The following is a 24263-nucleotide window of genomic DNA, read 5'->3' as shown; positions in this document are numbered from 1 at the left end:
GCAGAGCTACGGTGCGTTCAGCACCGCACGCACCTGCTGATCGACCGCCGCCAGCAACCGTTCGGTCGATCCCGATCGGACCATATCGGGAACGGTCCGACCGGCCAGACTGTCGAGCAGTAGGCGGCCGACCGTCTCCGCGTCGAGATCGGGGCGCGCTTCACGGAGCAGTGCGGTGATGTGCGCACGCCAGAAAATGTGGAATTCCCCGGTGCGTGGGTGCGGTGGAACCGATCGGTAGACCTCCATCAGCGCCAGGTTGTCGATCACCAGTCGAGCCATGGCGGCGAAGAAGGCGGGTAACCGGTCCGCAGCCGGCGCACCGGGTCCCAACGGCGGCGGACCCTCTGCAACAGCCGTCATCAAGGCGACCGCACTCTCGGCCACCAGTTCGTGCAGGAGACCGGCCCGGCTCCCGAAGCGATGGAAGATCGTCCCCTTTCCCACTCCCGCCGCCGCGGCGACGCGGTCCATCGTGACGGCGTCGGCGCCGTGCTCGGCAAGCAGCGCCGCGGTCGCATCCAGGATGGCGCGCCGGTTGCGCGCGGCGTCCGCACGTTCTTTCGGAGCCATCACACCACTTTCGTTGACAACTTGACCGCCGGTCCATATCTTGAGAAAGGTAAATGGACCAGCAGTCAACTTATGGAGTACCAATGCAGGCAATCGTAATGACGGGTATCGGCGGACCCGAGGTACTGGTCCCGCGAGAGGTCCCGGCGCCCCGACCGGGCGCGGGTGAAGTGCTGATCCGAGTGGAAGCGATCCCTGTCCTCTATCCCGAGACCCAGTTGCGATCCGGCGCCTTCCCGATGGCCTCGCCACCACCGGTGGTGTTCGGCTTCCAAGCCGCCGGGGAAGTGATCGCTGTGGGCGAAGGCGTGGGCGCCGAATACCTGGGCCGCCGAGTGGTGGCCGACACCGCCGGGGTGGGTGCGTATGCCGAATCGGTCTGCGTGCGAGCGGAATCGACGACACCGATACCGGCGGACGTATCGGCCGCCGACGCGGCAGCAGTCGCGATGAGCGGTTCGGTCGCGCTGGCGTTGCTGGAAGCCGCGGCACTGACCGGCACCGAGACAGTCCTGATCGAGGCGGGCGCCACCGGGGTGGGCAGCTATCTGGTCCAGCTGGCCCGGGAATTCGGCGCCGCGCGGGTGATCGCCACGACAGGCGGCCCGGACAAGGCTCGACACGCGATGGAACTGGGCGCCGACGAGGTGGTCGACCACCGCCCGGAGCACTGGTCCGGGGAATTGAAAACCGGCCCGGACGGTGCTGTCGATATCGTCTTCGACTCCCTCGGCGGTGCCTCGGCATACGCGCTGCTCGACGTCATGACCCCCGGATCCGGGCGAATGCTCAGCTACGGCTGGCTCTCCGGAGAGCCAGCCCGAGTCTCGGCAGCGGACCTGATCCCACGCGGGCTCACGCTGACCGGATGCGCGGGCCCGGCCTTCCACGCACGGGTGGGCCGGGCACGCGACGCGATACTCGACCGGATACCGACGCTGGCGCCGCCGGTGGAGGCGATCCTGCCGCTCGCCCGGGCCGCCGAGGCACACGAGCGGGTGGAATCCCGGGTACCACTGGGCAAAATCATCCTGCGGCCCGACCACACACAGCAGTGATCAGCGGCGCGATCAGCGCTTCAGGACGAAAAAATACGGCTCGGCCAGCCCGCGCATATCCATGACACCGAGCAGGGTGTCCTCGTCGAGGCGGCGGAAATGGTCGATGATCGGCAGATGGTCGTAGACCATGGCAGCGCTCACCACTCCGCGATACTCGATATCGCGCAACCGCGCCGTTGCCTTGCGGGTTCGCAGCAGCGGAGCGAGCGCCCGCAAATTGCTGCGGACCGGACGTAACCAGTGCGCCGGGATCTTTCCGGCCAGCGACAGCGGGACCCGGCGCGGATCCACCGCGAACACCGTGCCCCGCGCGTCGGTGAACAGCAGCGGATGCACCTGGTCCGGGGCATCGAACTGTTTGCCGTACCAACCGGATTCGGACAGCACGCCGTCCATCGGATGACCGGTGAGCAGTTCCTCCCCGCGCCAGCGCCCGGTGGTCACCTCCGCCACCGGCGCGGCCGGCAGCCGGTCGAAGATTTCCCAGGCCTCCGCGGCGGTGCACCCACCCTCGGGTAGGGCGACGCCCGTGTTCTCGGTCATTCGTCCGCACTCCTCGAAATCAGGGGATACTGCGATAGATAGCCTATCGTCCTCTCATTCGAGCGCGGTATGCGAGGAGTTCCGGAGATCGAGACCGGCTCAGCCGGTGATCTCCCATTCGTGGACCGTGATCTTCGAGGAACCGGTGGTGTGCAGCGGATCGGTGTACACCACCGTCTCGGCGGCCTCCAGCGAATCGGCCAGCACCAGATAGGCGCCGCCGCTTCCGTCGGTGAACGGACCGGATTCCTGCAGCATGTCCCGGGCGCGCAACTCGGCGAGGAAGCGGCGATGCGGTTCGACCACCGCCTGATCGTAGGCCGGGGTGCGGATCGCCAGCACCAAATACTTACGCATCTCAGTCCCCCGGATCGGTTTCGGCGGGCCGACCGGCGGCCGCTGCGGCTGCGCGGATCTGCGGGGCCACCTGCACGACCTGACCCAGCACCCCGTTCACGAACCCCGGGGAATCATCGGTGGACAACTCCTTGGCCAGCTCCACCGCCTCGTCCACCGCGACGATCGGCGGAACGTCGGGGGCGTACAGCAGTTCCCATACCGCGACCCGCAGGATGGCGCGATCGACCGCGGGCAACCGGGGCAGTGTCCAATCGTGCAGATAGGACTCGATCGTCCCGTCGACCCGGTCGAGTTCCTCGGCGATACCGTCCACCAGAGTGCGGGTGTAGGTGTGTACCGGAGCCACGCCCTGGTCGCGGGCGGCGAGCTCGATCCGCTCGTCGGCAAGGTCCGCGGGATCGACATCGCGGGCCTCGGCCTCGAAGAGCAGGTCCACCGCCCGGCGGCGCGCCTTGTGGCGAGCGCCGAGCTTCTTGTAGGCGGATTTCTTGTCCGCGGGCTGGTCTGCCACGTCAGGAGTTGACGCGGCCCAGGTACCCGCCGTCGCGGGTATCGATGCGGAGTTTATCGCCGGTGTTGATGAACAGCGGGACCTGGACCTCGGCACCGGTCTCCAGGGTCGCGGGCTTGGTGCCGCCGGTGGAGCGGTCACCCTGCAAACCGATATCGGTGTGGGTGACCGCCAGCTCGGCGGTGACCGGCAGCTCCACATACAGCGGCGCACCCTCGTGGGTGGCGACCTGCACGGTCATGTTCTCCAGCAGGAAGCGGGCCTGCTCACCGATGACACTCTCCGCGATGGCGATCTGGTCGAAGGTCTCGCCGTCCATGAAGACGTAATCGGAGCCGTCGTGGTAGAGGTAGGTCATATCCCGGCGGTCGACGGTGGCGGTCTCCACCTTCACACCGGCGTTGAAAGTCTTGTCGACGGTCTTACCCGACAGCACGTTCTTCAGCTTCGTCCGCACGAACGCGGGACCCTTACCCGGCTTCACGTGCTGGAATTCGACGATCTGCTGGAGATTACCGTCGATCTTCAGCACGAGGCCGTTCTTGAAGTCGCTGGTGTCCGCCACTGTGTTCGGGTCTCCTCGGTTCTCGGGCGACCGTCGTCATCCGACGACGATCAGGTCTTTGCTGGTGTTGGTGAGCAATTCCGGGCCCCCTTCGCGCACCACGAGCGTGTCCTCGATCCGGACCCCGCCGCGGCCGGGAAAGTACACACCTGGTTCGACGGTCACCGCCACGCCAGTCAGGAGTGTACCCGTGCCCGTTTTGGCGATTCCGGGTGCTTCGTGGATGCGCAGCCCCACCCCGTGCCCCAGGCCGTGCACGAACAGGGGGCCGTGACCGGCGGCGGCGATGACCGCACGGGCGGCGGCGTCCACATCGGCGCAGGGCACCCCGGGCCGCAGCGCTTCGCGACCGGCCCGCTGCGCGGCGTATACCAGGTCGTACACCTCACGCTGCCACTGCATGGGTTCACCGAGTACGAAGGTCCGGGTCATATCGGAGTGGTAGCCGTCCACGACGGCACCGAAGTCGATCTTGACGAAATCACCGATGGCCAACTCTGCCTCGGTGGGCCGGTGATGCGGAACGGCCGAATTGGCACCGGCGGCGACGATGGTCTCGAACGCGACCCCGGCGGCGCCGCGCTCGAACATTGCCCATTCCAGATCCCGGGCGACCTGACGCTCGGTCCGTCCCGGCCGCAGCGCTCCGGCCTCCAGTAATGCGGCCAGCGCCCCGTCCCCGACCGCGCACGCACTGCGCAATCGGTCTACCTCGTACTCGTCCTTGACCATGCGCAGTTGCTCGATCAGCCCCGGGGTAGCCACGAACTCCAGGCCCGAACCGAGTTCGAGCAGCGCTCGATGCTGGTCGACGGTGACGATATGACTCTCGTAACCCAGCCGTCCGAACTGCCACTCCCCCGCCAGTTCCACCACCCGGCGCGTGACCGCGCGGGCGATCGCGGCCCGCAGATCGGGCACCTGTTCGGCGACCTGGGTGTCGTAGCGGCCATCGGTCGAGATCACCGTGCGATCCTCGGCACCTGCGGTGTCCCACGAGTGCACCAGCAACGCGGCGTTCGAGCCGGTGAACCCGGTGAGGTAGCGGATGTTGACCAGATCGGTGACCAGTAGGCCGTCGATCTCGTTCTCCACCAGCAGATTGCGCAGCGCACCGCGCCGGGCAGCGAAATCGGGCCGGACCCGCAGGCCACGGCCGGCATCAGCAGACATGGGACAAAAGTACCGCCGACCCGGCCCGGGCACACGCGCTGTCCGGCCGACGGGCCCCGGCGGAGATCCGGAGCAGCGGCTGTTCACATCCCGGCGCGTTAGCCCCGGTTGTCCACATATTGCCTTCGACGACCCCGGAAGGACCGGGCGCTCGCGATCGTGGAGAGGTGACGACCATCTGTTTCCTCGCCTTCACCGCTTGGTGTGCGGCACTGAGCATCAGCGATATCCGCTCCCGGCGGCTGCCCAACTCACTCACTCTCACCGGTGCCGCCGCAGTGCTCGCCTATGCGGCATCTACCGGGCACTTCCTCGCCGCCGGTCGTGGTGCAGCGCTGCTGGCGGCGCCGTATCTGGTGATCCACCTGGTGCGCCCGGCGGCGTTGGGCGCCGGCGATGTGAAGCTGGCGCTGGGGCTGGGCGCGGCCGCGGGACTGGGTGGCGTTCAGGCCTGGGTATGGTCGGCGCTCGCGGCACCGTTGCTGACCGTCGCCGCCGGCGTCGGCGCACTACTCGGGCACCGGGCGGGGCGCTGCATACACGGGAGCTCTCGGCGTACCGCCGACTCGCGGGCACGGGGGCCGGGGCCACCCGAGCCGACGATCCCGCACGGTCTGTCGATGTGTGCCGCGACACTTCTGGGGCTCGCGCTGTGGTGACCACGTGGCAATCCCGGGCACAGCGGGCGTCCCGGGCCGATGAGCACGCCCGACCGCGTCCCCCGTCCGTCGCGCCGACATGGGAAGATAGTCGGCGTGCTGCGCTGGATAACTGCTGGAGAATCCCACGGACCCGCTCTCGTCGCCATCCTCGAAGGAATGGTCGCCGGTGTCGAGGTGACCTCGGAGGAGATCTCCGCACAGCTGGCGCGCCGACGGCTGGGCTACGGTCGCGGCGCCCGGATGAAGTTCGAGGCCGACAAGGTCACCGTGATCGGCGGCGTCCGCCACGGCCGCACCATGGGTGGGCCCGTCGCCATCGAGATCGCCAATTCCGAATGGCCCAAATGGACCACGGTGATGTCCGCCGATCCGGTCGACGAGGCCGAACTGGCCGAACTGGCCCGCAATGCTCCGCTCACCCGCCCCCGCCCCGGTCACGCCGACTACTCGGGCATGCTCAAATACGGTTTCGACGATGCTCGCCCGGTTCTGGAACGCGCGAGTGCCCGCGAGACCGCGGCCCGGGTCGCGGCCGGCACCGTGGCGCGCGCATTCCTCCGCGAGGCTCTCGGCGTGGAGGTCGTCTCCCATGTGGTGTCCATCGGTACGGCCGCCAATACGACCGGCGTGGTGCCCACCGGTGCCGATCTGGCGGCGATCGACAACAGTCCGGTCCGGGCTTTCGACTCCGATGCCGAGGCGGCCATGATCGCCGAGATAGAGGCGGCCAAGAAGGACGGCGACACCCTGGGCGGTGTGGTCGAGGTGGTCGTCACCGGGCTCCCGATCGGACTGGGCTCGTTCACCAGTGGCGAGAACCGGTTGGACTCGCGGCTCGCGGCAGCGCTCATGGGGATCCAGGCCATCAAGGGCGTCGAGGTCGGCGACGGCTTCGAGACGGCGCGGCGACGCGGCAGCCGGGCTCACGACGAGATGCGCCCCGGCAGCGACGGCGTCCTGCGATCCTCCAACCGCGCCGGTGGTCTCGAAGGCGGGATGACCAACGGGGAGCCGCTGCGGGTGCGGGCGGCGATGAAGCCCATCTCCACGGTTCCACGCGCGTTGGCCACAGTCGATATGTCCACCGGCGAGGAAGCCGTAGCGATCCACCAGCGCTCCGATGTGTGCGCGGTCCCGGCCGCCGGGGTGGTCGCCGAATCGATGGTCGCACTGGTGGTGGCGCAGGCCGCACTGGAGAAATTCGGCGGCGATTCGCTCGCCGAGACCGTGAGCAACCTCGACGGCTACGTGAAGCGGATCAGCGGCCGCCCGCATCTGAACCCGGGCGATACCGTCGCCGACCCGGCGTAATGACCGAGCAGACCGATCCGCACAGCCCACTGGTGGTGCTGATCGGCCCGCCCGGAGCAGGCAAGACCACGATCGGTCGCAAGCTGGCCCGGGAGCTCGGCGTAGAGCTCTACGACACCGATGCCGGGATCGAGGAGGTGGCCGGTCGTACCATCCCGGAGATCTTCGCAACCGGTGGTGAGACCGAATTCCGTCGCATCGAAGAAGAAGTGGTCGGGGAGGCGCTCGAGACCCGAAGTGGTGTCGTCTCTCTCGGCGGCGGCGCGGTGCTGTCCGAACGCACCCGCGCCCTGCTCCGCGACCGGACCGTGGTGTACCTGGAGATCAGCATCGCCGAAGGGCTGCGCCGCACGGGTGCCGGTACCGACCGGCCGCTGCTGGGCGGGGCCGACCCGGGCGCCAGATACCGCGAACTGATGCGGACCCGCCGGCCCCTCTATCGTGAAGTGACGTCGGTGCGCGTACGCACCGACGGCCGCAGTCCGGGCCGCGTGGTCCGGTCGATTCTCGGCAAACTCTCGCTGGAATCGGTTCGGGTCACCGCCGATACCCCGGTCATGGAGGGCACCGAGGGATCCACCGGCCAGCGCACCAGCAGATCTCGCGCCCGCCGGCGTGCCCGGGCCCGGGCACGCCGGGCCGCGGCACAAAGCGCCACGTCCGCCGGCACTTCCGCAGGAGGAGCCGCCGCGGAACAGAGCACGACCGCAACGGGTGAGAACAGCACGCAACCCGCCACTCAGGACGACCGGTCCACCGAGAGCGGTATGCGCACACCCGGGCGATCCCGGCGGGCGCGCGCCAGACGGGCCCGCGCCCGCCGACAGCAACGAGACCAGGGCGAGCAGCCACAGACAGGATCGGAGCAGCACACGTGACAGAACCGACGCGTATCGAGGTCCGCACCGCCCAGCCCTATCCGGTGATCATCGGCCGCGGTTTGCTCGGAGACCTCGTCGAGGTGATAACCGGTTCGGGCGGCGTACGGACTGTCGCCCTGTTCCATCAACCTTCGCTGGTCGAGACCGCTGAGGTCGTGCGGGCCACGCTGGCCGAGGCGGGCCTCGACGCCCACCGCGTCGAGATCCCGGACGCCGAAGCCGGCAAGGAACTCGCGGTTGCCGGTTTCTGCTGGGAGGTGCTGGGCCGTATCGGCCTGACCCGCAACGATGTGGTGGTCAGCCTCGGCGGAGGGGCGGCCACCGACCTCGCCGGATTCGTGGCCGCGACCTGGATGCGGGGCGTGAAGATCGTGCACGTCCCCACCACACTGCTGGCCATGGTGGACGCCGCTGTCGGCGGTAAGACCGGGATCAATACCGAGGCCGGTAAGAACCTCGTCGGATGCTTCCACGAACCCTCCGCGGTGCTCGTCGATCTGGTGACCCTGGAAACCGTGCCGCGCAACGAGATCGTCGCGGGAATGGCGGAGATCATCAAGGCCGGTTTCATCGCCGACCCGGTGATTCTCGATCTGGTCGAACGCGACCCGCAGGCCGCATTGGATCCGACCGGCGAGGTGCTGCCGGAACTGATCCGCCGGGCAGTGGCGGTCAAAGCGGAGGTGGTCGCAGCCGATCTCAAGGAGTCCGCGCTGCGCGAGATTCTCAACTACGGCCATACGCTGGGCCACGCGATCGAACGCCGGGAGCGCTACCGCTGGCGGCACGGCGCGGCGGTGTCGGTGGGTCTGGTCTTCGCGGCCGAACTGGGCCGGCTGGCCGGCCGTCTCGACGATGCCACCGCCGACCGGCACCGCAGCGTCCTGGAGAGTGTCGGTCTGCCCACCACCTACGATCCGGATGCGCTTCCACAGCTGCTGGAAAGCATGCAGACCGATAAGAAGACCCGTTCCGGTGTGCTGCGTTTCGTGGTGTTGGACGGACTCGCCAAACCGGGCCGATTGGAAGGCCCCGACCCGGCCTTGCTCGCCGCCGCGTACTCGGCGGTCGCGCGCGCCGGATCAAGTGGAGGCAGTGCGATCCTGCTCTGAGGCGGGAGGCCCTACCGTGAGGCGAGAACAGAGGTCCGCGATCGCTACTACGATCGCGGACCTCGAAACCTGTGGTGCGGCCGAGTTCCCCTCTACACAGCCGTCAGGCGGGTGCACCGAGTGCGGGCGAGACCGGCCCCGCCGAACGCTCGTTGTCGCGACTCCCGAGCTTCCGCCCCACGGCCACGCCGATGAGCCCGGGGATGAACACCAACAGGACGATGAACGCCGACGCGGCCGTGGCCTCGAAGAGCAGCCCGCCGTCACCGAGGTCGATCGTCGGCAGGAAATCCAGCAGCCAGGACACCAGCCCACAGCCCACACCGGCGACCACCGCAGTCTGCAGCCACCGGATCGTCAGATCTGTTCCGTGCTCAGGGTTCGGATGCCGGTGGCGGTCGGCCCGGCCGTCGCGCAGGCCCCACGCCACCGCGACGCCGATCAGTACTACCAGGCACAACAGCCGCAACCACACCCCGTAGGTCGGGATGTATCCCATCGCGAATCCCAGGAGTACCCGCAGCACGACGGCCAGTCCACCGAGCGCCAGTGCCCGCAACAACCACGCAGTCATGCCGATCACCATAACGCTCCGCGCAGCGAACTAGAACCCGTTACAGATTTTCGCCGGGCTACGGTGGTCGGTCGTTCACCCGAGGTCGCCGAGCGCGGCGGCCATCGCCTCCCGGGGCGCGGGCCGGCCGGTGAACTGTTCGACCTGTCCGTATGCCTGTTCGAGCAACATCTGCAGACCACCGATCACGGTGTGCCCGGCGGCAACCACTGCTTCGGCCAGTGGGGTGGGCCACGGGCTGTACAGCGCATCGAGCACCACGGGCGCGGCGGCCACCGCACCGGCTACCGTCGCGGCCGCCGGATACGGAACGGTGCTGACCACGGCCCCCGCGCTGCTACAGACTGCGGCCAGCTCCGGGGCGGCAAATCCGATCACCCGGGCCGACAGGCCGAGCTGCTCGGCGAGTTCCCGGGCCCCGGCCGCCCGGCCGGCGTCGCGGGCGACGATGGTGACCGTCTGCGCACCGAGTTCGGTCAAGGCCAGGAGCGCGGGTCGTGCGGTGCCTCCGGCACCGAGCACCACCGCCTCGGACAGTTCCCGTACGCCGCCGCCGCGTAACGCGCCCAGCACCCCGTCCACATCCGTACAGTCCGCGCGCCAGCCGCTCGCGGTGCGGACCAGGGTATTGGCCGAACCGACGAGTACAGCACGCTCGGTGCGGATCTGCGCATACGCGAGCGCGGCTTCCTTGCCCGGCATGGTCACCGACAATCCGGCCCACTCCGGGCCGAGCCCGGCCACCAGTCCGGGCAATTGCGCGGCGGTGCACTCGATCCGCTCGTAGGTCCAGTCCAGCCCCAGCGCACGATAGGCGGCCAGATGCAGCTGTGGAGACTTCGAATGGGTGATGGGGCTGCCGAGCACAGCGGCGCGGCGCGGGCCCGCGGGGTCAGCGTCCACTATCCAGAATCCCGCTCTCCATCGCCAATTCGATGTTCTGCAAGTGTTCGGTATAGCTCTCCGTGAACAGCGTCGTCCCCTCTTTGTCTACCGTCACGAAGTACAGCCAGATACCGGGTTCGGGTTCCTCCATCGCCTCCAGGGCCGCGATCGACGGCGAGGAGATCGGGGTCGCGGGCAGCCCGGGCATGGCGTAGGTGTTCCACGCCGTGGTCTGGTTGCGGTCGGCGTCGGTGGTCGCGACCTCGGTCTTGTCGAGTGCGTAGTTGACCGTCGAGTCGAACTGCAACGGCTGATCGATTTCCAGCCGGTTCACGATCACCCGGGCGACCTTGCTCATATCCTGGGGCAGCGCTTCACGTTCCACGAGGGAGGCGCCGATCAGCGTTTCGTACGGGCTGAGCCCGTTCACCCGGCCCGATTCCAGCAGCCCGGTGGCCTCGTAATTGTCGGCGCTCTCGGTGACCAGCTGACGCAGGATGTCCAGCGCGGATCCGCTCGGGTCGAAATCCCAGCTGCCGGCCGCGATCAACCCCTCGAGCTGGCGTGCGCGATCCGGAACCGTGCGAACCGATTCCACGGCCCACTCCGGGACGCCGAGCGAGGCCAGATCGGTGGTCGCGCCGGCCTGTTCGAGTTGTTCGTAGGTGACGCAGCGGCGTTCGGGTTCGGCGCCCACACAGCTCGCCGCGGCGATCTTGGTGTAGATGCCCTCCTTACGCGCGCCGGTGTTCACATCGTGCTGATCGTGCAGTTGCCGGCCCTCGGACACGACCACATTGCCGACCCGCGAGCTGGGCGTCACCAGTGCCGCGACCGCGTCCGCGGCCGGGCTGTGTACCGGGATCGCGTAGTAGCCGGGCTGCAGCGCGTTCATCCCTTCGTTCTGCACGGCGGCTTCGTAGAAGGCAGCGGAACTGGCGACGATTCCCGCCTCCGCCATCGTCGAGGCGACCTCGCTGGCGGTATCGCCCGATCGCACCTGAACCACCACGGGCGCGCCCGCCGGTCCGGCGAAATCCTCGGCCGGGGTGTAGCGGTTGACCAGCTTGTACACTCCCGCGCCGACGACCAGCACCAGCAGCACCGCCGCCGCCACCCAGATCAGCCGGCGACGACCACCCTCCTGTTCGCGGGCGGCTTTCCGGGCCGCTGCGCGGCCACCGCGAGCGGGTGCGGTCCGAGCTCCCGCGCGGCGACGCGACCGGGGCCGCGGCTCGGGTTCGGGCTCGTCGTCGAAATCGTCGTCGTACTCGCCTTCGTCGTCGTCGACATAGCGGGGGATGACGGCGGTGTCGTCATCTTCGAGAGGGTCCCAGCCCTCCTCGGGTTCGTCGTACCGGTCCGGCTCGTCGGCGACCGGCATGGCGGATGCCCGGCGGGACCGTTCCCAGGCCCTGTCGTCGCGGCGGTACCGCCGTTCGGCCTCACGCTGCCGGAATCGCGCCTCCGCTTGCGCCCATCGATCCGTCATTCATCGTCTCCGGACAACGCGGTCCGTGCCGCGTCCTCGGCCGACCTCATCACAGAACTCCGTTCGTCCAACCAGCTCTGCAGGATCGATACAGCAGCCGCCTGATCGATCACCTGCCGCTGTCCGCGCGCTCGAACACCGCTGTCCCGCAGAGCGCGTGCAGCAGACACCGTAGTCAAACGTTCGTCGGAAAGCCGGATCGGCACTTCGGGCAGCGAGTCGCGCAACCTTCCGGCGAACTCCGTCGCCATCCGCGCCGAAGTCCCCTTCTCGCCGCGCAGGGTGCGGGGCAGACCGACGATGACCTCCACCACCTCGTACTCGTGTGCGATCGCCACGATTCGCGCGATATCGGCTCCCGGACCGGGGCCGGAGCGGGTGTCGCGTACGCTACCGGCCGGGCGACGCCCGGCCCGGCGGGCGCCGGTATCGCGCGGTACGGTCTCCACTGGCGTCGCCAGTATCCCGTCGGGATCACTCGCCGCGACCCCGATCCGGACGCTGCCCACGTCGATTCCCAGCCGCCGGCCCCGCCCCGGATCGGAGACAGGATCGGGCCGGTCGACGGGAGGGTCGTCCTGCGAGCCCACCGCCATCAGCCGGCGTGTGTGCCGATGTGATCGCGCACTGCCGCCAGACCCGCCTCGATCCCCGTGGGATCCGAGCCCGCGCCCTGCGCCATTTCCGGCTTGCCGCCGCCGCGGCCCGCGATCCGCGGCCCGAAGACGCCCACGAGATCGCCTGCGGCGAATCCCAGCGCCTGGGCGGGCTTGTTCACGGTCACCACGAAGGGCACCTTGCCCTCGTTATTTCCGAGCAACACCACGATTGCGGGGGTGGTGCCCAGCCGCCCGCGGATATCGGTGGCCAGGGTGCGCAGATCGCCGGCCGAGACTCCCGCGGGCGCGGCGGCTGCCACGAGCAGCACCTCGCCGATCCGTTCGGCAGCGTCGGCGAACGTGCCGGCCGAGGACAGCACTGCGGCGATCTTGGTCCGCTCGAGTTCTTTCTCGGCGACCCGGAGCCGGTCCACCAACTGCTCGACCCGGCCCGGCACCTCGTCGGAGGGAACCTTCAACATGGACGCGACACCCGCGAGCAGCGCCCGCTCCTTGGCCAGATGCCGGTAGGAGTCCAGGCCGACGAAGGCCTCCACACGCCGCACGCCCGAACCCACCGACGACTCCCCGAGCAAGGTGATGGGGCCGATCTGCGACGAGTGGCCCACATGGGTGCCACCGCAGAGTTCCATCGAGAACGGCCCACCCATCTCGACCACACGAACCCGGTCACCGTAGTTCTCCCCGAACAGCGCCAGAGCGCCCATCTCCTTGGCCTTGGGCAGATCGGTGACGAAGGTGTTCACCGGGAAGTCCGCGCCCACACCGTCGTTGGACACCGCTTCGATATCGGCCCGCTGCTGTTCGGTGAGCTGACCCTGCCAACTGAAATCGAATCGCAGGTAGCCCGGCTTGTTCAACGAACCCGCCTGGACCGCGTTCGGGCCCAGCACCTGGCGCAGCGCCGCGTGCACCATATGGGTACCGGAATGCCCCTGGGTGGCACCGCGCCGCCAACCCGGGTCGACCTGAGCCAGCACCACATCACCCTCGGTGATCTGGCCCTGCTCGACGGTACAACGGTGCACCCACAGTTTCTTCGCGATCTTCTGCACATCGTTGACGACGAGCTTTGTGCCCGCCGCGGTGATGGTGCCGCGGTCGGCGATCTGCCCGCCGGATTCGGCGTAGAGCGGGCTGCGATCCAGGATCACCTCGATATCGGTGCCGGCCTGCGCGGTGGGCACCCGAACCCCGTCGGAGATCAGGGCCAGCACATGCGCCTCGGAGGTCAGTTCGTCGAAGCCGGTGAACTCGGTATCGCCGCGGTCGACCAGGTCCTTGTACACCGAGAGGTCGGCGTGCGCGTGCTTGCGCGCGTGCGCGTCTTCCTTGGCTCGCCGGCGTTGTTCGGCCATCAGCGTGCGGAACCCGTCCTCGTCCACCGACAATCCGGCCTCCGCGGCCATCTCCAGGGTGAGATCGATCGGGAACCCGTAGGTGTCGTGCAGGGTGAAGGCATCGGCACCGGAGATGGTGCCGGTACCACCGCGCGGAGCCGTCGCCTTGACCTGCTCGGCGGTTTCGTCGAACAGCTTCGAACCCGTGCTGAGCGTCTTGCGGAATGCCGTCTCCTCGCCGACGGCGACGGTTTCGATACGCGAGTAGTCGGTGGCCAGTTCCGGATACGACGGTGCCATCAGATCGCGCACGACCCGCATGAATTCGCTCATCACCGGCTGTTCGGCGCCGAGCAGCCGGGCCGAGCGCACGATCCGGCGCAGCAACCGGCGCAACACATAGCCGCGGCCGTCGTTACCGGGGTTGACGCCGTCGGCGATCAGCATGGCCGAGGTGCGCGCGTGATCGGCGATGACCCGGAACCGCACATCGTCGGCGTGTTCCACACCGTAGGAGCGGCCGGTCAGTTCCTCGGCCTTGTCGATGATGGGACGCAGCAGATCGGTTTCGTAGACGTTGTCGACGCCCTGGAGCAGCAATGCGATGCGCTCGACGCCCATACCGGTATCGATGTTCTTCTTGGGTAGCACTCCGATCGGGGGGAAACCCAGCTTCGGGCTGTCCTCGCCGCGGATGTCCTGCATGAAGACCAGGTTCCAGATCTCCAGGTAGCGGTCCTCGTCGGCAACGGGCCCGCCGTCGCGACCGTATTCCGGTCCGCGGTCGTAATAGATCTCCGAACAGGGCCCGCCGGGGCCGGGTACGCCCATATCCCAGTAGTTGTCCTTACCGTCGCGGAACTGGATCCGCTCGTCGGGGATACCGGCCACTCGGCGCCAGATCTCGGCGGCCTCGGGATCGTCCTGGTAGGCGGTGACCCAGATCCGCTCCGGATCGAACCCGTATCCGCCGTCCTCTTGCGGGTTGGTGATCAGCTCCCAGGCGAAGCGGATGGCGCCTTCCTTGAAGTAGTCGCCGAACGAGAAATTACCCGCCATCTGGAAGAACGTATTGTGTCGCGTGGTGACGCCGACTTCCTCGATATCACCGGTACGCACGCATTTCTGCACGCTGGTCGCGCGCGGGAACGGCGGGGTCTGCTGACCGAGGAAATACGGCTTGAACTGCACCATGCCCGCGTTCACGAACAGCAGGTTCGGGTCGTCGAGAATCAGCGATGCGCTGGACACCTCTGTATGCCCGGCACTTACGAAATGGTCCAGGAACCGCCGTCTGATCTCGTGGGTCTGCACGAATATCCAGCCTACCGGTGCCGTGCACCCGAATTATCACCGAGCCGTGTTTCCGGGACGCAGACCGCGCACGATCCTGCGCAGCGTGCCGACCCTGGGCCCGACCGCCCGTTCGTGACCGTGGTCGGTGGGGTGATAGTAGTCCACCCCCACGAGTTCGTCCGGTGGGTACTGCTGGGCGAGTACACCGTCCGGGGCGTCGTGCGGGTAGCGATAACCCTGAGCATTGCCGAGCCGCTCCGCGCCCGAATAGTGACCGTCCCGCAGATGTGCGGGTACCGTCCCCGCTTTCCCGGCGGCCACATCGGCCATGGCCGCACCGATGGCCGCGACCACCGCACCCGATTTCGGCGCGGTCGCCAGATGGATGGTGGCCTGCGCCAGCGCCAGCCTGCCCTCCGGCAACCCGACCAGCTGCACCACCTGAGCCGCCGCCGCGGCGGTCTGCAGCGCGGTCGGATCGGCCATCCCGATGTCCTCGCTGGCGTGGATCAACAGGCGGCGAGCGATGAAACGTGGATCCTCGCCCGCTGTCAGCATCCGCGCCAGATAGTGCAGGGCCGCGTCGACGTCGGACCCGCGGATGGATTTGATGAAGGCGCTGATCACGTCGTAATGCTGGTCACCGGCGCGGTCGTAGCGAACCGCCGCCTTGTCGATACTCGCGGCCACCAGGTCCAGGCCCACCGTCCCGTCCAACGAGGATTCCGCCGAGGCCTCGAGCGCGGTGAGCGCGCGTCGCGCATCACCGCCGGCGATCCGGACGATGTGGTCGAGGGCTTCCTCGGTGACCGCGTATTGCCCGTCCAGACCACGGGGATCGGCAACAGCTCGGGTGAGCACGGCACGGATATCGTCCGGCTCGAGCGAATGCAGTTGCAGTACCAGCGACCGGGACAGCAGCGGCGAAACCACGGAGAACGACGGGTTCTCCGTGGTCGCGCCGACCAGGAGCACGATGCGGTTCTCGACCGCGGCCAGCAGCGCATCCTGTTGCGTTTTGGAGAAGCGGTGCACCTCGTCGATGAACAGCACAGTCTGTTCACCTGCCGTCAACCGCCGCCGCGAGATATCGATGACCGCACGTACCTCCTTGACCCCCGCCGACAGCGCGGAGAGCGCCTCGAACCGGCGGCCGGTGGCATGGGAGATCAGCGAGGCGAGGGTCGTCTTTCCGGTTCCGGGCGGACCGTAGAGCAGTACCGAGGCGGCACCCGACCCTTCGACCAGCCGCCGCAGCGGCGACCCGGGCCCGAGCAGATGCTGCTGCCCGACGACCTCGTCGAGCGAGGCGGGCCGCATCCGCACCGCGAGCGGCGCGTACGCCCCACCGTCCCGTGCGGCCTCGCCCGCGAAGGCGATATCCGGTGCGCCCGCCGCCGCACCGGGCATATCGAACAGACCGTCACTCATGACAGCGACCGTACCGTCCACCGCCGACACCCTGTCCGGTGCGCACACCGGGCATCCGGCCCCGTGCAGTGCGGACTCCCTCGCTCATACCGCGGCCTCCACGAACTCCTCACAGCACACGACGACAGTCCCCGCCCTACCCGTAGACCCGGACGCAGCGCCGCCGATGAGCCCCCAGGACAACCAGCGCACGCACCTCCCCTCCCCTCCGAACGGTCGGCGCCATCAACACAGTCGGGGCCCGCCCCGGTTCTGGAGCGCATCAGAGCGACCGAGCACAGCGACCGAGCGCCGGAGCGAACACCCGGGCTCACGAGGCCCCCGAAGCGACGCCGAAGGCGAGAACCATCCACACAGTCGGGGCCCGCCCCGGTTCTGGAGCGACGAAGCGAAGGAGCGCAGCGACTGAGCGTAGGAGTGAAGAACCGGGGTTAATAGGGCCCCGACCCGCCCCGCCGAAGGCGGGGCAAATAAACACAGCTCAGCTGAAGTGCTCGTCGAGGACGGCGCAGACCGCCTCGGCGAAATCGCCGACGGCATCGTTACCGAGGCATCGCGCGTCCTCCGCCAGGCCTGCCCACCGGTTGAGCAATGCGTCCGAGCGTGGGACCGACAGTCCGTGTTCGCGGGCCGAGGCGATTCGGGCGTGGTCGGCCGGCAGGAACCAGTAGGTGCTGAGCCATACCCAGATCAGCCGTGCTTCGAGGATCTTGTCCGCGAGCAGCGTGTCGTCGGCGAGAGCTGGCCAGACACCGACCACTTCGGCACGCCAGGCTTCCACCATCTGCAGGGCGCGCTCGCGAGAGAGTTCGATATCGCAGAGGCATCCGGGGAAGGAGACCAGTGCATAGGCGATATCGAGGGTTGCGTCCCGGAATCCGCCCCATTCGTAGTCGAGGATGCGGGCGCCCTCTTCGTTGAGGATCACATTGTCCGGGCACAGGTCCGAGGGGCTGAAGGCGCGGAACCGGCCACCGGTGAACAGTCGCGCGCCGTGCGCGACCTGTTCACTCACCTCGTCGGGGACGTCGATACCGAGTTCGCGGCGCAGCAGGGCCGGCATTTCCGCGACGGCGGCTTCGGCCTGCTGGGCGATCCCGTCGACCCGGTGCACGACGTCGACGCGGCGCAGCAGCGCCACGAAATCGGGCTCGCGTCCCACAGTCGCTGCGTGCATCCGGCCGAGTGCCTGCGCGAACGCCATCATGGCGTTGCGGGTGGCGGGTTCGACGCCGGTGCGCAGAACATCGGTGAGTTTGGTGTTCTCACCCAGATCGCTGAGGATCAGCAACCGGTCGGGCAGGCTGTGTGCGATCAGGTAGGCGCCGGGGCGTTCACCACGGCTCAGCGCAGTCGTGAACTGGTAGGAGACCGCTTCCCGTAGGAACGCCGAATCGACGCTGGCGACGCCCGGGGTGACGGTGACGTTCTTCGGGTCGGATACAGACCCGCGCACCTGCTTGATGATCAGGGTGCGGGGTAGTGAGAACGCGTTCTCGGCGACCCGGACACGTAGGACGGTCGTCCGCCCGCTGCCGCTCAGTTCGGTGGGATCGCTCAGCTTCACCGGAGCACCCATTCGCTTTGTGAGCAACTGTTGTGCTGCGGATACGACTTCGGTGGCTCGTTCTGCCAATAGTGCAGTCATCGCATCTCAAGTTACTCGCATTCGGTCACTTCTAGCGAGCGGTTGAACAACCTTTCCGTGTCGTTCGGCGTGTCCGCTGGGTTCTCCGCCGCGTGACCGGCCTGCTTGACAGCGGTGTGCGGGTCGGGTTTTCTCGATCTGAACTGCTGTGCGCCACACCGGAAACCAGCTGCGTCGAAAGGTATGCCAGCGTGACCGACACACCGCGTTCCGCCCCGGCCTCTCCCGGTGATCCGGCCACGGCAGGTGAACACCCCCCGACAAAGGGCGTGACTCACCCCATCTCGACGGCCGAGTCCGGCAGCGCCGTGGTGAGTAGCAACACTCCCCTTCCGGGTGCCCCGCCACCGGCCGGCGAACCCGGAGCCGCGCAGCGGCCCACCGTGGAGGAGAGCTCGGGCGCGCCACGCTATACCCCACCGCCTGATTCCGCTGGGACCGGCGCGGCGTCGCCCGGCGCCCGGGGCACCACGCCGCACGGAAGCACGGAAACGGATGCGCCCCCCGCGCAGCCGGTGTACGGCCCGCCCGGCACCGGCCCGGACCCGAACACACAGGTCTACGGGTACCAGGCGTACGGGACGGGGATTCCCGGCCGGCTCGACGTCGGGCATGCTCTCAGTTACGGCCTGGAGAAGTTCAAACTCAATCCGGGCCCGTGGGTCGCGGTCACCTCGCTCGGCGTAATCATCTACCTGGTGTTCTATCTGATCGTCCGCGTCGTGGAGCCGAGTTCGGCGCTGGGTCTGCTCGTGCTCTTCGCCGCGGTCATGGCCGGATTGTGGCTGCTGCAGGCCGCTATGGTTCGCGGCGCCCTCTACGAGACCGACGGCTACCGTCCGGGTTTCGGCTCGTATTTCTACCTGGGCAGTATGGCGAACGCGTTCCTGACCGCGCTGCTGGCCTTTCTCGCCACCACTCTCGCCTCGGCGCTGTGCCTGATCCCCGGGATCGCGGTGGGGATCGGTTGTATGTTCTCGCTGCACTTCGCGATCGAACAGGGGCAGAGCCCGGTGGAGGCGATCAAGTCCAGCTTTCTGCTGGTGTTGCGCGATCCGTGGCGGGTGCTGCTGCTGGTGCTGACCGTTATCGCGGTGACAGCCCTGGGCCTGCTGGCGTGCGGCTTCGGCCTGCTGGCCGCGGGCCCGGTGGCGGTGATCGCGGTGACCTACGCGTATCGCACGCTCACCGGAGGCCCGGTCTCGCCCGTGTAGCCGGGGGGTCAGGCGCCGGCCGCCTCGGCCGGCGTCTGCGCCACGCCGTTACCCTCGGGCGGCTTCCCTTTCGGCTGGGGTACGGCGTCCAGACCGGCTTCTTTGCGCTGCTGCGCGGTGATCGGCGCCGGGGCGTCGGTGAGCGGGTCGACACCGCCACCGGTCTTCGGGAACGCGATCACCTCGCGAATGGAGTCCAGCCCGGCCAGCAGTGCCACGATCCGGTCCCAGCCGAAGGCGATACCGCCGTGTGGCGGGGCGCCGAAGGCGAACGCGTCGAGCAGGAAGCCGAATTTCTCCTGCGCCTCGTCCTCGCTGATTCCCATCACCTTGAATACGCGTTCCTGCACATCCTTACGATGGATACGGATACTGCCGCCGCCGATCTCGTTACCGTTGCAAACGATGTCGTAGGCGTAGGCGAGCGCCTCGCCGGGATCGGTGTCGAAGGTGTCCAGCGATTCCGGTTTCGGCGAGGTGAACGCGTGATGCACCGCCGTCCACGCCGAATGCCCCAGCGCCACATCGCCGCTGGCGGTCGCGTCGGCAGCCGGTTCGAACAACGGGGCGTCCACGATCCACACGAACGACCACGCGTTCTCGTCGATCAGCCCGACCCGGTGCGCGATCTCCGAACGTGCCGCACCCAGGAGCGCGCGCTGAGCCTTGACCGGGCCCGCAGCAAAGAACACGCAATCACCCGGCACTGCGCCGACGTGCGCGGCCAGGCCCGCGCGTTCGTCCTCGGTGAGGTTCTTGGCCACCGGGCCGGTGAGCGTGCCGTCCTCGCCGACCAGCACGTACGCCAAGCCCTTGGCACCGCGTTGTTTGGCCCAGTCCTGCCAGGCGTCGAGCTGGCGCCGCGGCTGGCTCGCGCCGCCCGGCATGACAACCGCGCCCACATACGGGGCCTGGAAGACCCGGAACGGCGTGTTCGCGAAGTATTCGGTGCATTCGGTGATCTCCACCCCGAAGCGGAGATCGGGTTTATCGCTGCCGAACCGCCGCATCGCCTCGGCATAGGTCATATGCGGGATAGGCGTGGGGATCCGGTAGCCGATGAGCTCCCACAGCGCCAGCAGGATGTCCTCGGCCAGCAGGATGACATCCTCCTGGCGTACGAAGCTCATCTCCAGGTCGAGCTGGGTGAACTCGGGCTGCCGGTCGGCGCGGAAGTCCTCGTCGCGGTAGCAGCGCGCGATCTGGAAGTACCGTTCGATACCGCCCACCATGAGCAGCTGTTTGAACAGCTGCGGGCTCTGCGGCAGTGCGTAGAAGCTACCGGGCTGCAACCGCGCCGGCACCAGGAAGTCGCGGGCACCCTCCGGCGTCGAGCGGGTCAGGGTCGGGGTTTCGACCTCGATGAACTCGTGCCGCGCGAGCACGGTGCGGGCCGCGGCGTTGACCTTGGACCGCAGCCGGATGGCATGGGCGGGAGCCTCGCGACGCAGGTCCAGGTAGCGGTACCGGAGCCTGGCTTCCTCACCGGGCTGTTCGTCGAGCTGGAAGGGCAACGGAGCGCTCTCGTTGAGCACCTCGAGTTCCTTGACGTCGACTTCGATCGCGCCGGTCGGCAACTCCGGGTTCTCGTTGCCCTCGGGCCGCTGTTCGACCACGCCGACGATCCGCACACAGTATTCCGCGCGCAGCCGGTGCGACTGCTCGGCCGCCGGACCTTCGCGGAACACCGCCTGCGCCACGCCGGAAGCGTCACGCAGATCGATGAAGATCACGCCACCGTGGTCACGCCGCCGGGCCACCCAACCGGAGAGGGTAACGGTCTGACCGGCCTGTTCACTTCGCAATGAACCGGCCAAGTGGGTGCGCAGCACGGTATTCCTTTCGACGGGCGGAGTACACCGGGACGGCCTCCGGATGCGGTTGCCATCGTAGTGGGCCACGCCGAGCGGACGTAAACGGATATATTGCGAGCACCCGAGCATGCCGCGGCGGACGCGTTCACAGACGGGATCAGCCATGACCTTCGACGAGGGATCGCAGATCGACCCGGGCCGTGCTTCCTCGGGCGGCGGACCCGGCAGGGGCGGAAAACTCGCTCTGGGCGGTGGCGCCGGAGGGTTGATCGTGCTGGTGCTCGCCTTGCTGCTCGGTGGTGACCCCGGTTCGGTACTCGGCCAGTTCACGGGCGTCGAGGACCTGGACCAGCGGATGGGGGAAACGGCGGGCACTCCCGAACACTGCCGCACCGGCGCGGATGCCAACAGGTATGCGGACTGCCGGGTGGTGCTCACCGCGCAGAGCCTGGACGCGGTCTGGTCGCAGGAACTTCCCGGGCAGACCGGCGCCGTCTACGAGGCCCCGGGCATCCGCCTGTTCACCGGCGGGGTCTCCACCGGCTGCGGCTATGCGAGCAGCGAGGTGGGGCCCTTCTACTGTCCCACCGACCGGACCGCCTATTTCGATATCGGTTTCTTCCAGGAGTTGGTGGACCGCTTCGGGGCCGGCGGCGGGCCGCTGTCCCAGGAGTATGTCGTGGCTCATGAGGTCGGTCACCACATCCAGAATCTGCTCGGCGATATCGGCCGGGCCCAGCAGGATCCTCGGGGCCCGGAATCCGGCGCGGTGCGTACCGAACTCCAAGCCGACTGCTACGCGGGTATCTGGGCCCACTATGCGGACAAAACCCCCGCGCCCGGTTCGAATACGCCGTTTCTGCTGCCACTGACCGATCCCGATATCCAGGACGCATTGTCCGCGGCAGCCGCGGTCGGTGACGACCGGATCCAGGGGGCCGCGCACGGCCGGGTGAACCAGGAGGTCTGGACGCACGGCGCCTCCGAGCAGCGGCAGAAATGGTTCCTCACCGGGTATCGAACCGGTGAGGTGTCGGCTTGCGACACCTATTCGCAGGCCGACCTGAACGACCCGGCGGGCCTGCGCTGACCCGCCGGTTCCGCCGCCTCAGAACTGGTTGTCGTACCCGGCGTCCTCGTCGGCGTCCACCGCGCCGATAACCTCGGGAGCGGATTCGCCGAGTGGCCCGGTGAGATCGTCGTTACCGGTGGCGCTGCGGTACGGGTCGACTGTTCGAGAGTGTTCCTCGTCGTTGTTGCGCTGCTGCCCGGCCGCACCGCCGGGTGGACCACCCATGAAGGAACTCGACGCGGGTGTGGTGGCGGCCGGCATCCCGGTGGCCAGCGCGCCCGGGCGGAGGACATTCGCCAGCGGCGGCTGGGCGGCGGCGCCGGGCACGCCGGGCACCGACGGGGAGCCGGGCGTTCCCGGCGAACCGCTCGACAGTCCCGGACTGCCCGTGGTGAGGCCGGGGCTACCGGAGGTGGTACTCGGGCTACCGGAGTGCAGGCCGGCGAGGGTGGTGGACGCCGGGTCGTCCGCCGTGGCGCCCAGGATCGATTCCAGACCCGAGGTATCGGAGGCCATACTCTGCGCCTGCTGCATGATCGGCTCACCGACACTCTGGGCCACGTTCTGGGCGGCCTCGGCGGCTTGCTGGCCGTCGACGCCCACCAGGCTCTGCACCATCCCGCCCAGTTCGGTGGTTTTGCCGGCGAGATCACCACGGGTGGCGTTGGCCACGATCACGGCCTGGCCCAGATGTTCGGTGGCGGTGGCGATGAGCGCGGTCTGCGCGGGCGGGGTCATCACCACCGGGGCGAGTGCGACGGCCTGACCGATGAACGAGGTGGCGATGGTACTGAGCTGCGCGTTGCCCTGTTGGACGACCGATGCGGCGGCCTGGGTGAGGGCCGCGATATCGATACCGCGCTCGCTGGTCTGCAATCCGGAGTTGTTGGCCTCCTGCCCGGCGGTCTGCGCGGTCTGCGCGGTGTCGCTCTCCCAGACCTGTCCCATGGTGGTCAGGCTGCTCTTGCCCACGCTCATGGCGGTCTCGATGACCGCCGAGGACCGACTCAAGATCGCGGTCGGATCCAGCGCGCCGATGACTCCGGTGCCGAAACTGCTCAGCAGATCGCGGATCGGCTGGAACAGCACGTCTATACCGGGCAGGGCGGGCAGCGCGGCGCCGCCGAGCAGCGCCGCTACCGGGTCGGACGGTAGCGCCGGGGCGGCTGCCGCCGGAGCACCACCGGCGGCCGCCGCGGCGGGAGCGCCGGTGCTCGCAGCGGCGGTGTTCAGAACCTGGCCGAGTACGCCCTGTGCCGTATCCACCACCGGCGCCGCGGCCTGGTTGACGGCGCCGAGCAGCTGGTTCGCCTGACCGGAAGCTTCCTCGGCCACACCGGACAGGATGTCCTGCGCATCGGCCGCGCCCCCGCCGAGCCCGGACAACCCCGGCAGACCCGCCGCAGGCGCCCCGGGAGCATCGTCGGAGATCCGCTGGGACAGGACGAATTCCGGCGCCTCCACCGGCTGCTCACCGTCGGGAAGCTGAGCCAGCGGAATGTCCTGGATGGCGGCGTTCGGATCCGGTTGTACCGAGGGCGCCACCGTTTCCGGAACACTCGCCGGGGCTGTCGACACCGCGTGCTGGAGTTCGGGCGCGATCACACCCGCCGACGCGGTGTTGTCGAGCGGCCTCACAGCCCGCTCCCGGTCGTACCGAGCGCACCAGCCGTACCGTCATCGGTCAGGTCGTAGTTGAACGCGGAGGTGAAGGCGGCCTCCGACAGCTTCTGATACTTGGCCGACAGATCGTTGATATCGCGCGCCTGCAGTACTTGGGCGGCAGCGAACATGGCCAGATAGTCGGCGCCGATCAAACCGAAAACCGGCGTCAGTGCGGCGACGTTGGTCACGGCGTCGATATTGCCGACCGCCGCGATCTCGGTCCCGATTCCGGAATTCGTGATTCCGAACGCGCGCAGGGCGTCGGTTGCTACCGAGACATCACTCATCGAGCTCCCCCCTCATTCTTCGTGAAACTTCATCGTGGCCACCGCATGGAACGTCTCGTAAGCCGCAACGACGCACACCCCTTGCGGCACCAAATGGTTGCCGCCCGAATATAGCCCACTCGACCACCCGCACACGAGACACCGCAAGGGGGGCGAAAATAGAACATGTTGCA

Annotated in this window: 22 protein-coding genes and 1 pseudogene; 7 read left to right on the top strand and 16 right to left on the bottom strand. The window is 68.2% G+C overall.

The annotated features are described in order from the left end of the window. Positions 1-6: 6 nt before the first annotated feature. Entirely contained in the window at positions 7-573 is a 567-nt protein-coding gene (locus tag OG405_RS06295) for a TetR/AcrR family transcriptional regulator (RefSeq protein WP_327150681.1), read from the bottom strand. 83 nt (positions 574-656) lie between these two features. Between OG405_RS06295 and OG405_RS06290 the strand changes: the two genes are divergently transcribed. Next, positions 657-1631, top strand: a complete 975-nt coding sequence (locus tag OG405_RS06290; protein WP_327150680.1) for a quinone oxidoreductase family protein — start codon at positions 657-659, stop codon at positions 1629-1631. A 12-nt stretch (positions 1632-1643) separates the two neighbouring features. Here OG405_RS06290 and OG405_RS06285 read toward each other — a convergent pair whose 3' ends face one another. The 5 genes from OG405_RS06285 to OG405_RS06265 all read right to left on the bottom strand — a co-directional run bounded on the left by OG405_RS06285 (position 1644) and on the right by OG405_RS06265 (position 4786). Beyond that, the gene (locus tag OG405_RS06285; RefSeq protein WP_327150679.1) at positions 1644-2177 is read right to left on the bottom strand and encodes a DUF4334 domain-containing protein; all 534 of its coding nucleotides are present in this window, start codon (positions 2175-2177) and stop codon (positions 1644-1646) included. 99 nt (positions 2178-2276) lie between these two features. Next, positions 2277-2534 (bottom strand): YciI family protein, encoded by a 258-nt coding sequence (locus OG405_RS06280; RefSeq protein ID WP_327150678.1) that lies wholly within the window; start codon positions 2532-2534, stop codon positions 2277-2279. A gap of 1 nt (position 2535) precedes the next feature. Then, on the bottom strand, positions 2536-3048 hold the full coding sequence (gene nusB / locus OG405_RS06275; RefSeq protein WP_327150677.1) for a transcription antitermination factor NusB: 513 nt from the start codon (positions 3046-3048) through the stop codon (positions 2536-2538). 1 nt (position 3049) lies between these two features. Then, a complete protein-coding gene (efp, locus tag OG405_RS06270) occupies positions 3050-3613 on the bottom strand; it encodes an elongation factor P (protein ID WP_327150676.1) in 564 nt (187 codons plus the stop codon). A gap of 36 nt (positions 3614-3649) precedes the next feature. Further along, the gene (locus OG405_RS06265; protein ID WP_327150675.1) at positions 3650-4786 is read right to left on the bottom strand and encodes a M24 family metallopeptidase; all 1137 of its coding nucleotides are present in this window, start codon (positions 4784-4786) and stop codon (positions 3650-3652) included. A gap of 167 nt (positions 4787-4953) precedes the next feature. On the opposite strand from OG405_RS06265, the gene OG405_RS06260 reads away from it, so the two are divergent. The 4 genes and pseudogenes from OG405_RS06260 (at position 4954) to aroB (ending at position 8752) form a co-directional block, all read left to right on the top strand. Further along, positions 4954-5445 carry an A24 family peptidase gene (locus OG405_RS06260; RefSeq protein ID WP_327150674.1) on the top strand — a complete coding sequence of 164 codons (492 nt, stop codon included), beginning with the start codon at positions 4954-4956 and terminating at the stop codon, positions 5443-5445. A 96-nt stretch (positions 5446-5541) separates the two neighbouring features. Next, complete coding sequence (gene aroC, locus OG405_RS06255; protein ID WP_327150673.1) at positions 5542-6759, top strand: chorismate synthase; 1218 nt, start codon at positions 5542-5544, stop codon at positions 6757-6759. Next, positions 6759-7280, top strand: a pseudogene (locus OG405_RS06250) (shikimate kinase); the annotation flags it as partial. The gene aroC and the pseudogene OG405_RS06250, both read left to right, overlap by 1 nt. A gap of 353 nt (positions 7281-7633) precedes the next feature. Next, on the top strand, positions 7634-8752 hold the full coding sequence (aroB, locus tag OG405_RS06245; protein ID WP_327150672.1) for a 3-dehydroquinate synthase: 1119 nt from the start codon (positions 7634-7636) through the stop codon (positions 8750-8752). 103 nt (positions 8753-8855) lie between these two features. Here the strand turns inward: aroB and OG405_RS06240 are convergent, their stop codons facing one another. The 7 genes from OG405_RS06240 to OG405_RS06210 form a co-directional block, all read right to left on the bottom strand. After that, positions 8856-9326 carry a B-4DMT family transporter gene (locus OG405_RS06240; protein WP_327150671.1) on the bottom strand — a complete coding sequence of 157 codons (471 nt, stop codon included), beginning with the start codon at positions 9324-9326 and terminating at the stop codon, positions 8856-8858. 75 nt (positions 9327-9401) lie between these two features. Further along, positions 9402-10232, bottom strand: a complete 831-nt coding sequence (locus OG405_RS06235; protein ID WP_442790728.1) for a shikimate dehydrogenase — start codon at positions 10230-10232, stop codon at positions 9402-9404. Further along, a complete protein-coding gene (locus tag OG405_RS06230) occupies positions 10219-11703 on the bottom strand; it encodes an endolytic transglycosylase MltG (RefSeq protein ID WP_327150669.1) in 1485 nt (494 codons plus the stop codon). The genes OG405_RS06235 and OG405_RS06230 overlap by 14 nt, the downstream gene beginning before the upstream one ends. Next, positions 11700-12299: a Holliday junction resolvase RuvX gene (gene ruvX, locus OG405_RS06225; RefSeq protein ID WP_327150668.1), complete on the bottom strand. Its 600-nt coding sequence runs from the start codon at positions 12297-12299 to the stop codon at positions 11700-11702. The genes OG405_RS06230 and ruvX overlap by 4 nt, the downstream gene beginning before the upstream one ends. Then, positions 12299-14977 carry an alanine--tRNA ligase gene (gene alaS, locus OG405_RS06220; protein WP_327150667.1) on the bottom strand — a complete coding sequence of 893 codons (2679 nt, stop codon included), beginning with the start codon at positions 14975-14977 and terminating at the stop codon, positions 12299-12301. Before alaS ends, ruvX begins: the two co-directional genes overlap by 1 nt. A 36-nt stretch (positions 14978-15013) precedes the next feature. Then, positions 15014-16390 carry a replication-associated recombination protein A gene (locus OG405_RS06215; protein WP_327150666.1) on the bottom strand — a complete coding sequence of 459 codons (1377 nt, stop codon included), beginning with the start codon at positions 16388-16390 and terminating at the stop codon, positions 15014-15016. Between the two features lie 481 nt (positions 16391-16871). Continuing rightward, positions 16872-18038: a phosphotransferase family protein gene (locus OG405_RS06210; RefSeq protein ID WP_327150665.1), complete on the bottom strand. Its 1167-nt coding sequence runs from the start codon at positions 18036-18038 to the stop codon at positions 16872-16874. A 191-nt stretch (positions 18039-18229) separates the two neighbouring features. Here OG405_RS06210 and OG405_RS06205 point away from each other — a divergent pair, with 191 nt between their 5' ends. Further along, positions 18230-19252 (top strand): hypothetical protein, encoded by a 1023-nt coding sequence (locus tag OG405_RS06205; RefSeq protein WP_327150664.1) that lies wholly within the window; start codon positions 18230-18232, stop codon positions 19250-19252. Positions 19253-19260: 8 nt separating this feature from the next. Here OG405_RS06205 and aspS read toward each other — a convergent pair whose 3' ends face one another. Beyond that, on the bottom strand, positions 19261-21084 hold the full coding sequence (gene aspS, locus OG405_RS06200; protein ID WP_327150663.1) for an aspartate--tRNA ligase: 1824 nt from the start codon (positions 21082-21084) through the stop codon (positions 19261-19263). A 145-nt stretch (positions 21085-21229) separates the two neighbouring features. Between aspS and ypfJ the strand changes: the two genes are divergently transcribed. Next, positions 21230-22156, top strand: a complete 927-nt coding sequence (gene ypfJ, locus OG405_RS06195) for a KPN_02809 family neutral zinc metallopeptidase (protein ID WP_327150662.1) — start codon at positions 21230-21232, stop codon at positions 22154-22156. Between the two features lie 18 nt (positions 22157-22174). Here ypfJ and OG405_RS06190 read toward each other — a convergent pair whose 3' ends face one another. Together OG405_RS06190 and OG405_RS06185 are read right to left on the bottom strand one after the other, a co-directional pair. Continuing rightward, positions 22175-23776, bottom strand: a complete 1602-nt coding sequence (locus tag OG405_RS06190) for a hypothetical protein (protein WP_327150661.1) — start codon at positions 23774-23776, stop codon at positions 22175-22177. After that, positions 23773-24090, bottom strand: coding sequence for a type VII secretion target (locus tag OG405_RS06185; RefSeq protein WP_327150660.1), 318 nt, complete (start codon positions 24088-24090; stop codon positions 23773-23775). The genes OG405_RS06190 and OG405_RS06185 overlap by 4 nt, the downstream gene beginning before the upstream one ends. Between the last annotated feature and the right edge of the window lie 173 nt (positions 24091-24263).

The sequence above is a fragment of the Nocardia sp. NBC_01329 genome, from assembly GCF_035956715.1.
Lineage (GTDB): Bacteria > Actinomycetota > Actinomycetes > Mycobacteriales > Mycobacteriaceae > Nocardia.
This window is presented reverse-complemented; position numbering and strand designations above follow the sequence as displayed.